The following is a 15,785-nucleotide window of genomic DNA, read 5'->3' as shown; positions in this document are numbered from 1 at the left end:
TTTCTCTTCCCAAAATCTCAACTTATTATTTCACACATTCTTCAAGAGCTGCTACCAATCGATCAATATCTTCCTTTGTATGCACTTCAGTCACACAATACAAAGCACTTTCTCCTAGCTCTGGAAAATCTTTTGATAAATCTTTTCCACCAAATATGTTTTTTTCTATTAAAAATTTATTGATTTCTCTTACCGTTTTTCCAGTTTCATCAAAATTTACTACAAACTCTTTAAAGCTTACAGCATCAAATAATGAACCCTTTACACCATTTATTGCATTAATTTTTTTTATTGCGTATTGAGATTTTTGCATAATAGCTTGACCTAATTCAAACATACCAACTGGCCCCATTGTTGCTAGATATACACCTGCTGTAATCCCCCAAAGTGCTGTTTGCGTTCCAACATATTCTTTTCCTTCATGTCTATGATGACCAAAAGAAGTTCTATCATAAGCAACATCTCCAAATCCATACTCACCTTCAACGATAGTTGGTGCTATTCCAAATAAACGTGATGGAAATTCCATTACAAATCTTTCTTCATCACGAGTAGCCATAAATCCTGACTGTCCTCCACCATAATTCATATGTATCCCTAATGGCTGCAAATCTCCACTAATAATATCTGCACCATATTGACTAGGAGGTATCATTACCCCTAACGAACTTGGGTCTACTCCTACAACACTAAGGGCTCCTGCATTATGTGCAATATCAGAAATTTCTTGTCCATGTTCTTCAATGAATCCTAGAAAAGAAGGATTTTCAAAAAATACTGCTGCCGTTTTTTCAGAAATTTTTTTATTTAAATCTTCAATATCTAATTGTCCTGTTTTTATATCATAATCTACTTTAATAAGGGTTAAATCTTTTGCACAATAATTTTTCATAATCAAAAATTTTTCCTTATCCATAGCTTTTGGCACTAATACTTCATTTCTTTTTGTTATTCTTCCTGCCATTCTAATTGCTGTAGCTGCTGCTTGTGCCCCATCCATAGTTGGAACATTTACTACATCCATATCAACAAGCTCTGCAACTAAGCTTTGATATTCAAATAATGCTTGAAATCTTCCAAAATCATTGTATGGCTCTCCACCATAAGCAGTTAAAAATTCTCCTCTTGAGTTAATCTCATCACATATAGCTGGTACATAATGCTGCCAGCAACCAGCCCCTAAAAAGTTAATATTTTCTTTACAAGTTTTATTTTTTTTCAATAATCCCTCAACATGTCGTCTTAATTCATATTCAGAGCTAAAAGGCTTTGGAAGATTCATATTTCCCTTAAGCTTTATCTCTTCTGGAATTTCTGCATGAAGCTCTTCAAGACTATTTATTCCTATTTCCTTTAACATCTCCTGTTGTACATCTACAACAGAATTTGGAATATATGGATGTGATTTAAATCCTTGTATGCTCATTTTTTTCCCTCCTATATGTTTATAGCTTTTAATACTTTTATACAACCACCAATTATGCTATTCCACCACCATCAACAACTACTGCACTACCTGTCATCCAGCTTGAGAGATCACTAGCTAAAAATAGTACTACTTTTGCTATATCTTCTACAGTTCCAAGTCTTCCTAGCGGTCTGTCTTTTCCACAATCAATAAGATATTTCTTCTGTGTTTTTTCATCTACAACTATCCCTGTTTGACGACCTTCCTCCCTAAGCATTTCTGTATCCGTATCTCCAGGATTAACACTATTTACACGAATATTATGCTTTCCATGATCTATTGCCATAGCACGAGTTAAGTTAACAATTCCTCCCTTTACAGCACAATAAGCTGCTGCATTATCTCCTCCTTTTAATCCCCATCCAGAACCTGTATTAATAATGCTACCACCGCCACCTTCTGCCATAATTGGAATCACATGCTTAGATAATAAATATGTACCTTTTAGCCCTACATCTAATACAAAATCCCATTCATGCTCATTTAATCCAACAACTGTCTTTCTAACTGTAACACCTGCATTATTGAATAAAATATCAATACGTCCAAACTTTTCTTTTATAGCATCAACAACTTCTTTTACATTTTTAATAGATGTTACATCACATTTATAGAATTTAGCTATTCTTCCTTCTTTTCTAATAAGCTCAGCTTCTTCTTCTCCCTTTTCATTTACATCAAGCATTGCTACTTTTGCACCATAAGCTGATAAAAGCTGTGCTGTAGCTAATCCAATTCCACTTGCCGCTCCTGAAATAACAGCAACCCTACCCTCCAATGATAAAAAATCTTTTCTTTGTAGCATATAATCCCCCCAATATGTTTTAAATTTAGTCTATTTCATTTATATTCCTATACACGTACAATCTATACCAAAATATAATAATATGTGAATATTTTTATAAAAACATATTGTATACATTATAAAAATATGTTAATATTATGCCATAGTTTTTTATTCGCGAACATTTGTATTTATTTCGCAAACACAACACAATAAAAATAGGAGGAATTACATATGAAACATATAAAAATAGGATTGTTAGGTCTTGGTAATATTGGTAAAGGAGTATGGAATATCATAGAAAATAATAAAAATAAAGTTGAAAGCTATATTGGAAGTAGCATAGAAATTAAAAAGATTTTAGTTAGAGATATACAGAAAAATAGAGATATTTCTGTACCAAAAGAAATATTAACTACTGATCCTAATAAAATAATTCAAGATCCTGAAATTGATATAATCGTTGAAGTAATGGGAGGAATAGATACTGCTTTTGAATATATTAAAGAATCCTTTAAAAACGGAAAACATGTTGTTACAGCCAATAAAGCAGTAATTGCAACCTATGGTGATATCCTTTATGAATTAGCAAAAAAATATGGCGTGGCATTAAGATATGAAGCAAGCGTAGGTGGAGGAATCCCTATTATTAATACTTTAACACAAAGTCTTTCTGCTAATAAAATTGATGAGCTTGTCGGGATTATCAATGGAACAACAAACTATATCCTTACACAAATGAGCGACTTTGAAATGGATTTTAATGAAGCTTTAAAATTAGCCCAAAAAAAAGGTTATGCAGAAGCAGACCCAACATCTGATATAGAAGGAGAAGATGCAGCCTTTAAGCTATCTATTTTAATTTCTGTAGCTTTTGGCATAAGAATTTCTCCTAATGAAATTCCAAGAGAAGGGATTACTAAAATTTCTAAAAAGGATATCGAATACGCCTCTCAATTAGGATATAAAATAAAATTATTGGCTGCTGCAAAAAAGCTTGATAAAAATTTCGAGTTTTACGTACATCCTACATTAGTTCCTATTCATCATCCACTAGCTTCTGTGAGCAATGAATTTAATGCTCTTTTTATTCGAGGTAATGCTGTAGGTGAACTAATGCTTTACGGCAAAGGAGCAGGTTCTATGCCTACAGGAAGTGCTGTAGTCGGAGACATTTTAGAGATCTGCAAAATCATTAAAACAGATTATAAAAATCAATCTATTGATCCTTTTAAAGAAATAAATTTAAACATTATCGGTGAAGGAATCAGCCAGTATTACATTCATACAGAAGTAGTAGATAAGCCTGGAGTACTAGGAAAGATTGCATCAACCTTTTCAAAATATAATATAAGTCTAGAATCTGTAGTACAAAGAGCAAGAGGAAATCAATCTGTTCCGCTCATCTTTATCACTCACGAAGTAGAACGTAATCAATTAGATAAAGCATTAGAAGAAATAAAGCAAAATAGATTTGTAAATGAAATTGCAAGTATATTAAGAGTAGAAAATCTATCATAATGCACCCCCACTTTTAACAGTGGGGGTTAAATTTTTGATTTTTAATATATAGGGATCTAACTCCAAAATGAAATATAAAAGATAGTTCATTCCAGATAACTTTTGAAAAAACAAAACTTCATTCCATGAAAAAATACTAAACCTTCAAAACTCACTTCGTTCAAACAATGAAGGTTCTTAACGTATTTTTTATGAAATTTCAGTAAGTTTTTTTACAAAAGTTATCAAAGTCATTCACTTATCTTTATATATTTCTTTTTTAATATTGATGTTGTTTATTTATAATAAATATATTTGACAAAAATATAAAAATGGAATATAATCCTAAGTGTATTAATATTAATAATACACATAATACATATAATATTTTTTAAGGAGGTGTAAAATGATACAAATAGATTTAAAAAGTAGAAAACCAATCTATGAACAGCTAGTAGAAAAATTTAAACAGTTAATTATAAATACTGTACTCAAGGAAGATGAGAAATTACCATCCGTCAGAGAATTAGCTAAACAACTCACTATAAACCCAAATACTATTCAAAAAGCTTATAGAGAGTTAGAAAGGCAAGGCTACATCTATACTGTACGAGGAAGAGGAAATTTTGTTGCAAAGCAAATAGAAAAGGTAGATGAAGAGAAATTGAAACGACTAAAAAATGAAATAAAAAAGAACTTATCTGAGCTGATCTATTTAGGTCTAGACAAATCAGAGCTATTGAATTTGATAGAAGAAGTGTACGAAAACATGAAAGGAGGACAAAAAAATGATTCATGTGAGAAATCTAGATAAATACTTTGATAATTTCCAAGCATTAAAAAATGTTAACTTAAATATACAAAAAGGTTCTATTTACGGATTGGTCGGTTCAAATGGAGCTGGAAAAACTACATTGATAAAGCACCTTACAGGAATATACAAGCAAGATCAAGGAGAAATAAAAATCTTAGGAGAAGCAGTATACGAAAATTCACAATTAAAAGCCAAAATAGGTTATATACCAGATGCTTTATACTTTTTTCCTCAATATACTATTAAAGCTATGGCAACATTTTATAAAAACATATATCCTACTTGGAATCAAGAACGCTATGAAAAATTAAAACAAGTATTTGAAATAAATGAAAACAAAAAAATTCACAAGCTTTCAAAGGGAATGCAAAAGCAAGTAGCCTTTTGGCTTATTTTATCTATGATGCCAGAAGTTATGATTCTTGACGAGCCAATCGATGGCCTTGATCCATTGATGCGAAAAAAAATATGGAATTTAGTAATTGAAGATGTTGCAGAAAGACAGACAACTGTACTAATATCCTCTCATAATCTAAAGGAACTGGAAAACATATGCGATCATGTGGGAATAATGCATCAAGGAAAAATGATTATTGAAAATAATTTAGATAATTTAAAGTCTGATATACATAAGATTCAAGTTGTATATAAAGACGGCTTCCCAACAGAGCTGCATAAAAAACTAAATATACTGCATCAAAAAAAGACAGGAAGTGTTCACTTATTCATAATAAAAGGAGAACAGGAAAAGGTGTTATCTACATTAAGACAATATCAACCAATAATATTGGATATATTGCCACTTTCTTTAGAAGAAATATTTATATATGAGCTAGGGGGTATAGGCTATGAAATTGAAAACATCATTTTTTAATCAAACACTTATAAAAGAAGATTTAAAAAGATTTTGGGGAATGGGACTTCTATACTTTTTACTTTTACTTTTTGCAGGTCCTTTATATATTTTTATAGTAAATATTGAACATCCAGATCGAGTTTATTATACCATTGAAAATTTTATCAATATACAGCACAATGGCCTTGAAATTATCTGTACAATAGCAATTCCAATTATACTAGGTGTTCTTATTTTTAGATATTTACAACTAAAAAATTCATCAGGAATGCTTCATGCCTTACCATTTACAAGAAATATACTCTTAAACAGTCACATTTTATCAGGCATAATCATTCTATTAATACCTGTTTTACTCAACTTTATCATTATGCTTATTACGTATTCTAATCTATGTAAAAACATAAATACAACGATTGCTATTTCTGATATATACCATTGGTTCTTTATTACCTTACTTCTTAACTATACAACGTTTTTCATAACCATCTTTACAGGAATGATAAGTGGAGTATCTTTTATTCAAGGTATACTTTCTTTAATATTTTTATTTTTACCTTTAGGCTTTACAGGATTGTTTATGCTATTTTTAGATAAACTATTATTTGGATTTGTTCCTAATTATTTCATTTTAGAAAATTTTGCTGTAAATATTATGCCTATAACACATATTTTTGACCATTCAGAAATAAGTCATTTATTAATGCTATGGTATATTATACTGTTGGTTGGATTGTTTTTCGCTTCAAAAGTTTTATATCATAAAAGAAATCTTGAAAATGCTACCGATACTATTGTTTTTAATATATTAAAACCATTATTTAAATATAGTGTTACATTTTGTACAATGATATTAGGAGGACTATATTTTTCGAAAATAACAAATAATACACAAAGCTGGTTATATTTTGGATTTTTCATAGGAGCTTTGTTTGGATATATTATAGCTGAAATGATATTACAAAAATCCATATGGATATTTCACAGATTATTTGGATTTGTACCATTCATTATAATCATGATTCTTTTAATAGGTGCTATAGAATTAGATTTAACAGGATATGAAAAGCGCCTGCCAGATATAAAAAACATAGAAGGTGCATATTTTGATCATCATACTAACACTTTTAAAGAGGATGATCATTTATTTCATGAAAAAGAAAATCTTATAAATATACAAAATTTTCATCAAATGATTATAAATAATCAAAAAACAATAGAAAACAGTATAAAAACAAGAGATGAAAGAACAACATCTGTTGCAATAGGATATAAATACAAAAATGGAAATACATTAATAAGAGAATACTCCATTCCCTATGCAATGAAATATAAAAATCCATATATAAAGAAAATATATGAATCAAAGGAATACAAAATTATTAATAATAAAATATTTAGTACAGATGTAAACAACATAGATTGTATTTATATAGAAGCGTATAATGTAGATAGACAAATAACAATTTTCAATCAAAATGAAATCAAAGAATTTGTTGATATTCTCAAGGAAGATATAATTAATCAAACTTATGAAGAAATGAATTCTAATCAAGCAAAGTGGGCAGAGATTCGTATTGTTTATCCTAAAAATTTAGAAAAAGCATCTTATAAACAAAAGGATGATTTTAAAACGATTTATTTAGATTTGAAAAAGTCTTATAATGGACTCGAAAAATGGTTAAAACAAAAAGGATACTATAAAAATGTAAGAATACTGCCTAAGGATATCGAATATGCCGTTGTTACAAAAATAAAAGATTCAACAAATCCAGATATAATTTATAAAGAAATATCAAAATTTGATCCTACACATATAAAAGAACTAAAAGACAAAGCAATAGTAATCAAAGATGAAAATAATATAGAAAAGCTTTTAAAATCTTATAATATGAGTTCTTTAAAGGATAGAAAATATTGTGTTATCTTTTACTTGAAAAATAGAAATACAATAATTGGATGGTATTCACAAAAAAATGCATTAGACTTTATAAAAGCATCTTTTTAGAAAAAAATAAAATGTCAACAGCACATCATGTTGACATTTTATTTTTCTTTCAAAGCATTGAGCCTATGAACAATATTTTTTTCGTATCCATTTTCTTTAGGATAATAATATTTCGTTCCCACTAAACGATCTGGCAAATACTGCTGTTTTACATAACCTTCTGGATAATCATGTGGATATAAATATACGCTATTATTCATTTTAGGATTGTAATTATTTTCTATTCTTCTAGCAGTCATATCCCTAATATGCATAGGAACTATTCCAATATCTCTATTTTCAATGTCCTTTAAAGCATTATTTATTCCTACATAGCTTGCATTACTTTTTGGAGATGTTGCTACATAAACAGCTGCTTGTGCAAGAATAATTCTAGCTTCAGGCATTCCAATAAACTTGACTGCTTGTGCAGCACTATTTGCAATTACTAATGCATTTGGATCAGCATTTCCTACATCTTCAGATGCTGCAATAACAATTCTTCTAGCAATAAATACAGGGTCTTCTCCAGCATAAAGCATTCTAGCAAGATAATGTAGCGTCGCATCTGGATCTGATCCTCGCATGCTTTTAATAAAAGCTGAAATCACATCATAATGAGCATCACAATTCTTATCATAATTTATATGTCTTTTCTGAAGACATTCCTCTACCACATTAAGGCTTATATAAATCTTTCCCTCTTCATTTTTTTCTGTTGTCAGCACAGCTAGCTCTAATGCATTTAATGCTTTCCTTGCATCTCCATTAGCAGCACTACATAAAAAATCTACAGCTTCGTCCTCTAAATCAATCCTAAACATGCCTAACCCATTTTCTACATCTGTTATAGCTCTATAAATTACTTTTTTCATAGCAGCTTCATCTAATGGCTTTAATTGAAAAAGCATAGATCTTGAAATCAACGCATTATTCACCTCAAAAAATGGATTTTCTGTTGTAGCACCAATCAATACAAGTGTACCATTTTCAACATATGGTAATAATCCATCTTGCTGTGCCTTATTAAATCTATGAATTTCATCCAAAAATAATATTGTCTTTTTATTATACATACCAAGAGCATTCTCTGCTTCTTTTACTACCTCCTTTAAATCCTTTATTCCTGATGTAACTGCATTTAATTGAACAAAATTTGATTTTGTTGAATTAGCAATAATTCTAGCTAAACTAGTTTTTCCTGTTCCTGGAGGGCCATAAAGAATAAGTGATGTAATTCTATCTGCCTTTATTGCTCTCCACAAAAGTTTTCCTTTTCCTAAAATATGCTCTTGACCAACAAAATCCTCTAATCTTTGTGGCTTTAGCCTTTCTGCTAATGGAGCATCCTTTTTTATATTTTGTTCTCTTACCATATCAAACAAATCCATATCTCTCACCTTTTCTTATGAAAATAAAATTCAATTACAGTGTATCATATATCCTAAGCATTCCAAAATATTTAAATAAAAAACATTCCATGAAAACTCCTATAATCACATATCATCATTTCATCAACTTCCATCTTTATAACATATAGGAAGTTATCTGGAATGAACTGTTCTTTATATTTCGTTTTGAATTTGTTTATCTATATAATTAGCAACTATCTATAGACAAACAACATCAATATAAAAAAGTGGAATCCTTTTGCTTATTTTTTGCTTATATTCTGGTCATTTTTTGTCAAATCACCTCATTAACTACTTGACGTTCTATCATTTGTCTGCTAACATAATATTATTATAATTTTGACACAATTCGCCATAATGTAAACATATACCTATTAATAAGAATTTTATGGTGCAAAATAGGAGGGACTATGGAAAATTTTTCTCAGAGAATTACAGCTATGCAAGCCTCACCCATTAGAAAATTAACCCCTTATGCTGAAAAAGCAAAAGCAGATGGAAAAAAAATATATCATCTAAATATTGGACAGCCTGATATTGAAACGCCAAAAAATTTCATGGAAGCCATAAAAAGCTTTGACGAAAAGGTATTAGCCTATACAGCATCACAGGGAATCCCTCAATTGATCCAGGCAATCATTCGATATTATAAAAAATATAATATGCATTTTGAAAAAGATGAAGTGCTTATTACAAACGGAGGAAGCGAAGCCCTTCTTTTTACACTATTAGCTATTGCTGATTATGGAGATGAGGTAATCATACCTGAACCTTTTTATACAAATTATGCAGGTTTTAATGCCATAGCAGGTATAAAAACTGTTCCGCTTATAACTGAGGCTTCTTCAGGTTTTCATTTGCCTAAAAAAGAAGAAATCGAAAAATTAATTACCAATAAAACAAAAGCTATACTCGTAACAAATCCAGGAAATCCAACTGGAGCTGTTTTTACAGAAGAAGAAGTAAATCTACTGGCTGATATTGCTAAAAAACATAATTTATTTATTATATCTGATGAAGTCTATAGGGAATTTGTATATAATGGTCTAAAATTTAAAAGCTTTGGAAGTATTCCTAGTATAAAAGATCAAGTAATATTAATCGATAGTGTATCTAAAAGATTCAGCGCTTGTGGTGCAAGAATCGGTGCTATTTTAAGCAAAAACAAAAAATTGATTGCTCAGATTTTAAAGATCTGTCAAGGGCGACTGTGTTGTCCTACTCTTGAACAAATTGGTGCAGCAGCCCTTTATGATGTTCCTGAAGATTACTTTAAAAAAGTACTATCTGAATATCAAAAAAGAAGAGATATTCTTTATAGTAAGCTTCAAGAAATACCTGGGGTAGTTTGTCAAAATCCTGAAGGCGCTTTTTATGTAATTGCAAAGCTACCTGTTAAAAATGCTGAAGAATTTATAATATGGTTATTAAAGGATTTTGATTTGAATGGTGAAACCGTCATGTTCGCACCAGCTCAAGGATTCTATATTACACCAAATGCTGGTGAAGATGAAGTTCGCATAGCATATATTTTGAATGAAAATGATTTAAAAAAAGCGATGGATATTTTAAAAGTCGCTCTTAAAAAATATCCTAAAAGAAAATAAAAAAATACATTCCTTTTTAGCAAGGAATGTATTTTTTATTATTTTCCACAACATTTCTTGTATTTTTTACCACTTCCACAAGGACAAGGTTCATTTCTTCCTATCTTATTCTCTTTTACAATAGTTTTTGCACTTCTTTGTGCTTTAGTAATTTCTTTTCTTTTTTCTTCATCTAATATTTTATCCCATTGTGGAAGAGTATATAAGTAATCTGCTTTTGCTTCTAACATGTTATAGTAAAGCTTTTCAAAATCAATATCTAGCTTTATCATACTATCTTCTGTAATTTCTTCTAAATCTAATGCTTCCCTTAAGCTTTCATTTATTCCATCTAAAAAACCCATAAAATATTCATTAGAAGTCTCATATTTTTCCGCCAATTCCTTTAATACACCTTCTAATGGTTGTCCATGATTTTCTAAAACCTCTTCATAAATTTTTTTCTCAGTAACAGCATATTTATTCCAAAATTTATCAAAGCTTTGCTTTGTTTCATGTTGATATGCTAGTTCTCTCCAATTTTCAAATAAACTCATGCTTACTTCTCCTTTTTCCTTAAAGTTTCATCCATAGCATTTTACCACATAATGCTTCTTATGTCATCTTAAAATATTAAACAATTTTTTTCAAGGCATAGAAACTAGCTTCAACTGTTTTTTCTATGTCTTCATCACTATGAGCAGCTGATATAAAAGAAGCCTCAAACTGAGAGGGTGCTAAATATATTCCTGATTTTAGCATCTCTTCAAAATATATGCTAAACTTATTTGTATCACTGCTCATAGCTGTTTTGAAATCTACAACTTCTTTTTCTGTAAAGAATATAGAAAGCATAGCACCTACACGATTAAAGCTTGCCTTTACTCCCAATTTTTGTGCATTTTCTTTTATCCCATCTACTAACCTTTTAGATTTCTTTTCTAAATCTTCATAGATTTCTGGATGATCTCTTAATATCTTAAGTGTTACATATCCTGCAGTCATAGCTAAAGGATTTCCAGATAAAGTTCCTGCTTGATAGACAGGTCCTATCGGTGCTACTTTTTCCATTATTTCTCTTTTTCCTCCATAAGCCCCTACAGGAAGACCTCCTCCAATTATTTTTCCAAAAGTTGTAATATCTGGTTTAACATTATATAAACTTTGTGCACAATTATAAGACACTCTAAATCCAGTCATTACTTCATCAATAATCAAAAGGGCACCATATTCCTCTGTAATCTTTCTTAACGCATCCATAAATTCTTGTTTAGCTGGTACAACCCCCATATTTCCAGCTATAGGTTCAACAATCACCCCTGCGATTTGTTCTCCATACTCTTTAAAGATATCTTCTAAGCCTTCTATGTCATTATACTGTGCAGTAATCGTATTTCGTGCAATATCTTCTGGTACACCTGGACTATTAGGAACACCAATTGTTAATGCCCCAGAACCTGCTTTAATAAGTAAACTATCTGAATGACCATGATAATTCCCTTCAAATTTTACTATCATTTTTCTTCCAGTATACCCTCTTGCAAGTCTTAGTGCACTCATAGTAGCTTCTGTACCAGAGTTAACCATTCTTACTAATTCAACAGATGGTACTGCCTCACATACTAATTTCGCAAGCTCTGTCTCTATCTCAGTAGGAGCACCATAGCTTGTTCCCATATCAATTACTTTTTTTAAAGCATTTGTCACTTCTTCATGAGCATGTCCTAAAATCAAAGGACCCCATGAACCAACATAATCAATATATTCATTCCCATCTACATCATATATTTTGCTTCCTTTTCCCTTCCTGATAAAAAGTGGATCCATAAAAACAGATGGAAATGCTCTTACAGGACTATTTACACCACCTGGAATAAATTGTTTTGCTTCCTCAAATAATGCTTTTGATCTTTGAAAATTCATTTTTTATTCCTCCTTTAACCACTGAGCAGCATCCTTTGCATGATATGTAATAATTATATCTGCTCCTGCTCTTTTCATAGATAATAATTTCTCTAAAACAATACTTTTTTCATCTATCCAACCTTTTTCTGCTGCTGCCTTAATCATTGCATACTCACCACTTACATTATAAACAGCTAAAGGCATATTAAATTTATCTTTTACTCTTCTTATAACATCTAAATAAGAAAGTGCAGGCTTGACCATAACAATATCTGCTCCTTCTTTTATATCAAGCTCCACTTCTCTTAATGCTTCGTCACTATTAGCTGGATCCATTTGATAGCTTTTTCTATCTCCACATTCTGGTGCAGAATTTGCAGCAGCCCTAAATGGTCCATAAAAAGCAGAAGCATATTTTGCACTATAAGCCATAACTGAAACTTCAGTAAATCCATTTTCGTCTAAAATACTGCGAATAGCAGCAATTCTTCCGTCCATCATATCTGAAGGAGCTACCATATCAGCACCTGCTTTTGCATGAGATAGAGCAATTTTAGCTAAATATTTTAATGTCTCATCATTATCTACATAACCGTCTTTTAAAATACCACAATGTCCGTGATCCGTATATTGACACATACAAATATCTGTAACAACTAACAATTCCTCATTTATTCTTTTTATTTCTCTTATTGCTCTTTGAACAATTCCATCATCGCTGTAAGCTTCACTACCATAAGAATCTTTTTTATCTGGCAAACCAAAAAGAATCACTGCTTTTATTCCCAAATTTGTAATTTCATCTATTTCATCCTTTAACATATCTATAGAAAAGTGATAATTATTTGAAAGACTTTCGATCTCCTCTTTTATCCCTTCCCCTTCTACTACAAATAATGGGTAAATAAAATCCTTTACATTCAATACTGTTTCTTGTATTAGTCCTCTTATAGCAGCATTTCTTCTTAATCTTCTTGGTCTATTTAGTAAATTCATAATAATTCCTCCCACCTAACTGTTATAATAATTATTAATAGCTTTAACAAGACCATCTATTGTAAATTCTTTTGCCTGTATATCAACCTCTAATCCATGTTTTCTTGCAGTTTTTTCAGTAATAGGTCCAATAGAAGCTATTCTTTTTCCTTTTAACAGCATTTTATTGTTCTCTCCTAAAATATTCATAAAGTTTTTAACAGTAGAAGAACTCGTAAATGTAATAACATCGATATTTTCATCTTTTAATATACTAATCAGCTTATCTTGATCATTTTTAGGAATAACCGTACGATAAATATGTATATTATCTACAATAGCCCCTAATTTTTTTAATTCTTCAATTAAAATTTCTCTAGCAATATCTGCTCTCGGTAAAAGAATATGCTCTCCTTCTTTAATTTTATCTTTTAATCCATCAATAATAGCTTCTGCTCTATATTCTTCTGGTATATATTCAATAATAAACCCTTTATCCTCTAAAGCTTTCGCAGTAGCTGGTCCTATTGCTACAAGCTTTGCACCAAGAAGCTTTCTTATATCTATTTTTAAATTTTTCATTCGATCAAAAAATGCAGTTACACCATTAACACTAGTAAATATAATCCATTTGTATTTCTCAACTGCTTTTATGGCTTTATCGATTTCATCAAAGCACTCTGGATGCTCAATTTTTATAGTCGGAAACTCTACAGCCTTTGCACCCAAAGCTTCAAGCTTTTTAGATAAATAACTTGCTTGCTGTCTTGTCCGTGTAACTAAAACTTTTTTCCCAAATAATGGCTTATCCTCATACCATCTTAATACGTCAGATAAATTCACTACTTCTCCTACAATAATAATAGATGGATTTTTTAATCCATTTTCTATTACCTTTTCATGAATATTATTAAGAGTTCCTTTAATCATTTTATGCTCGGTAGTAGTTCCCTTCATAATCACAGCTACTGGTCTGCTCGGACTTTGTCCGTATTTTATAAGACTTTGACAAATTTTTTCTATATTCTTTACACCCATTAAGAATATAAGTGTTCCTTCTAATTTTGCTAAAGCTTCATAATCAACAGCCTTTTCTTCTTTTGTTGGATCTTCATTTCCAGTAATAACATGAAAGGAAGAACTTACATTTCTATGAGTTACAGGTATTCCTGCATAAGCTGGTACAGATATAGCTGAAGTAATACCGGGAACTATTTCAAAGCTGATTCCATTTTCTTTTAATTCTTTTGCTTCTTCTCCACCTCTACCAAAAACAAATGGATCTCCTCCCTTTAATCTAGCAACATTTTTTCCTTCCAAAGCTTTTTTTACAAGTAATGCATTGATCTCTTTCTGTGTATAAGCATGGTTGTTCGGAGCTTTTCCAACATAAATCAATTCAACATCTTCTCTTGCAAACTTTAATAACTTAGAGCTTGCCAATCGATCATATAATACAACATCAGCATTTTTTATACATTCTATCCCTTTTAGGGTAATCAGCTTATAATCTCCAGGGCCTGCTCCTATCAAAAATACTTTTCCTACCTTCACATCTAATCACCTGCCTCAATATTTTTTAAAATCTCGTCTCCGCCTTTTTGTAGACTAAGCTTAGCCATTTTTATCCCTAACAATTCATATTGATCTTTATAACAGGAATCCTCAAGTGTTATCAATTTTTTCCCATCTGGAGAAGCTATAACTGTAGTCATACAAATTTTATCTTCTTTTAATTTTGCATATGCACCAATAGGCACATGACATCCTCCATTAAGTGTCCTCATAAAACTTCTTTCAGCTTTTACAGCAATTTCAACACTTGAATTATTTAATTCTTTTACAATACCTCCTATAAAAGTATCATTTTTTCTAATCTGAATTCCCAAAGCACCTTGTCCAACTGCTGGTATACATATCCTTTCTGAGATAAATTCTGATATTTCACTTTTCCATCCCATTCTCATAAGCCCTGCAGAAGCAAGAATCACACCATCTAAATTCATGCTTTCTATTTTTTTCATTCTCGTCCTTATATTCCCGCGAATAGGCTCTATCACAAAGTCAGGTCTATAATATAACAGCTGTGCAGCTCTCCTTAAACTACTTGTACCGATTCTTGCACCTTGTGGTAATTTTTCAAGGGGCAAACCATTTTTACTAATCAAAATATCTCGCGGATCTTCTCGATCTGTAATAGCTCCAATGATTAAATCATCTGCCATTACTGTTGGTACATCCTTCATACTATGTACAGCTAAATCAATTTCATTCTTTAAAAGAGCTGCTTCAATTTCCTTTACAAACAATCCCTTTCCACCAATTTTATTTAATGTCTTCTCTAAAATTTTATCTCCAATAGTTTTAATTTTTACAACCTCATATTCATATTGAGGAAATTTCTCTTTTAATCTATCAATTACCCAATAAGTCTGTTTAAGTGCAAGTTCACTCGCCCTAGAACCTATAATAATTTTCTTTTTTACCATTTTTTTCAC

13 protein-coding genes are annotated in these 15,785 nt (G+C 30.7%); 5 read left to right on the top strand and 8 right to left on the bottom strand.

Going from position 1 to position 15,785, the window contains the following annotated elements:
• Nucleotides 1-25: 25 nt before the first annotated feature.
• Nucleotides 26-1,426 carry an aminomethyl-transferring glycine dehydrogenase subunit GcvPA gene (gene gcvPA / locus KVH43_RS09855; RefSeq protein ID WP_338028337.1) on the bottom strand — a complete coding sequence of 467 codons (1,401 nt, stop codon included), beginning with the start codon at nt 1,424-1,426 and terminating at the stop codon, nt 26-28.
• A gap of 52 nt (nt 1,427-1,478) precedes the next feature.
• The gene (locus KVH43_RS09850) at nt 1,479-2,273 is read right to left on the bottom strand and encodes an SDR family NAD(P)-dependent oxidoreductase (RefSeq protein ID WP_218282368.1); all 795 of its coding nucleotides are present in this window, start codon (nt 2,271-2,273) and stop codon (nt 1,479-1,481) included.
• Between the two features lie 213 nt (nt 2,274-2,486).
• Here KVH43_RS09850 and KVH43_RS09845 point away from each other — a divergent pair, with 213 nt between their 5' ends.
• The 4 genes from KVH43_RS09845 to KVH43_RS09830 all read left to right on the top strand — a co-directional run bounded on the left by KVH43_RS09845 (nt 2,487) and on the right by KVH43_RS09830 (nt 7,430).
• Nucleotides 2,487-3,773: a homoserine dehydrogenase gene (locus KVH43_RS09845; RefSeq protein WP_218282367.1), complete on the top strand. Its 1,287-nt coding sequence runs from the start codon at nt 2,487-2,489 to the stop codon at nt 3,771-3,773.
• A 385-nt stretch (nt 3,774-4,158) separates the two neighbouring features.
• Nucleotides 4,159-4,566 (top strand): GntR family transcriptional regulator, encoded by a 408-nt coding sequence (locus KVH43_RS09840; RefSeq protein ID WP_218282366.1) that lies wholly within the window; start codon nt 4,159-4,161, stop codon nt 4,564-4,566.
• Nucleotides 4,541-5,440, top strand: a complete 900-nt coding sequence (locus KVH43_RS09835; RefSeq protein WP_218282365.1) for an ABC transporter ATP-binding protein — start codon at nt 4,541-4,543, stop codon at nt 5,438-5,440. The genes KVH43_RS09840 and KVH43_RS09835 overlap by 26 nt, the downstream gene beginning before the upstream one ends.
• A complete protein-coding gene (locus KVH43_RS09830) occupies nt 5,415-7,430 on the top strand; it encodes an MFS transporter (protein ID WP_218282364.1) in 2,016 nt (671 codons plus the stop codon). Before KVH43_RS09835 ends, KVH43_RS09830 begins: the two co-directional genes overlap by 26 nt.
• 38 nt (nt 7,431-7,468) lie before the next feature.
• On the opposite strand, the gene KVH43_RS09825 is transcribed toward KVH43_RS09830, so the two are convergent.
• A complete protein-coding gene (locus KVH43_RS09825) occupies nt 7,469-8,800 on the bottom strand; it encodes a replication-associated recombination protein A (RefSeq protein ID WP_218282363.1) in 1,332 nt (443 codons plus the stop codon).
• A gap of 431 nt (nt 8,801-9,231) precedes the next feature.
• On the opposite strand from KVH43_RS09825, the gene KVH43_RS09820 reads away from it, so the two are divergent.
• On the top strand, nt 9,232-10,428 hold the full coding sequence (locus tag KVH43_RS09820; protein WP_218282362.1) for a pyridoxal phosphate-dependent aminotransferase: 1,197 nt from the start codon (nt 9,232-9,234) through the stop codon (nt 10,426-10,428).
• A 38-nt stretch (nt 10,429-10,466) separates the two neighbouring features.
• Here the strand turns inward: KVH43_RS09820 and KVH43_RS09815 are convergent, their stop codons facing one another.
• The 5 genes from KVH43_RS09815 to hemC form a co-directional block, all read right to left on the bottom strand.
• Nucleotides 10,467-10,964 (bottom strand): SEC-C metal-binding domain-containing protein, encoded by a 498-nt coding sequence (locus tag KVH43_RS09815; RefSeq protein ID WP_218282361.1) that lies wholly within the window; start codon nt 10,962-10,964, stop codon nt 10,467-10,469.
• 76 nt (nt 10,965-11,040) lie between these two features.
• Nucleotides 11,041-12,330: a glutamate-1-semialdehyde 2,1-aminomutase gene (gene hemL, locus KVH43_RS09810; protein WP_218282360.1), complete on the bottom strand. Its 1,290-nt coding sequence runs from the start codon at nt 12,328-12,330 to the stop codon at nt 11,041-11,043.
• Between the two features lie 3 nt (nt 12,331-12,333).
• Nucleotides 12,334-13,308 (bottom strand): porphobilinogen synthase, encoded by a 975-nt coding sequence (hemB, locus tag KVH43_RS09805; RefSeq protein ID WP_218282359.1) that lies wholly within the window; start codon nt 13,306-13,308, stop codon nt 12,334-12,336.
• A 15-nt stretch (nt 13,309-13,323) separates the two neighbouring features.
• On the bottom strand, nt 13,324-14,841 hold the full coding sequence (cobA, locus tag KVH43_RS09800; RefSeq protein ID WP_218282358.1) for a uroporphyrinogen-III C-methyltransferase: 1,518 nt from the start codon (nt 14,839-14,841) through the stop codon (nt 13,324-13,326).
• Nucleotides 14,842-14,843: 2 nt separating this feature from the next.
• On the bottom strand, nt 14,844-15,776 hold the full coding sequence (gene hemC / locus KVH43_RS09795; RefSeq protein WP_218282357.1) for a hydroxymethylbilane synthase: 933 nt from the start codon (nt 15,774-15,776) through the stop codon (nt 14,844-14,846).
• Nucleotides 15,777-15,785 lie beyond the last annotated feature (9 nt).

The organism is Crassaminicella indica (assembly GCF_019203185.1).
GTDB classification, from domain to species: domain Bacteria; phylum Bacillota; class Clostridia; order Peptostreptococcales; family Thermotaleaceae; genus Crassaminicella; species Crassaminicella indica.
The sequence above is the reverse complement of the archived record's forward strand: the minus strand, read 5'-3'. Positions and strand labels throughout refer to the sequence as shown.